Here is a 274-nt window from a genome sequence, read left to right on the forward strand (position 1 = left end):
GTAATTGTAGAGATAGCTGTCAACAATGGCCAAGGTCTTGGCTCAATCAAATTAGGATTAGGCTTATATTTAGAGTTTTTATACGCGCTGTAAGCTATTGCAATTGAAGCTACGAGAATTACCAATAATGATTTATAGCTCTCTGATACCCAGTAAAAGCCACTTTTTGAAAAGCCACTATAAAAAGCATTAGATACTAACGCAGCAATAATAGTTAAGACACCTACAAAAAAATACTTTTCTTTATGGGCGTTGACTGGCGTTCCACAAAAAG

General features: G+C 35.4%; 1 protein-coding gene. It reads right to left on the reverse strand.

Translation table 11 applies throughout. The features are described from left to right. Positions 1 to 274: hypothetical protein (locus ACGHEH_RS21835; RefSeq protein ID WP_390449926.1), on the reverse strand; the 274-nt coding region annotated here is incomplete at both ends.

The sequence above is a fragment of the Pseudoalteromonas sp. MTN2-4 genome (assembly GCF_042848605.1).
Classification (GTDB): Bacteria; Pseudomonadota; Gammaproteobacteria; order Enterobacterales; family Alteromonadaceae; genus Pseudoalteromonas.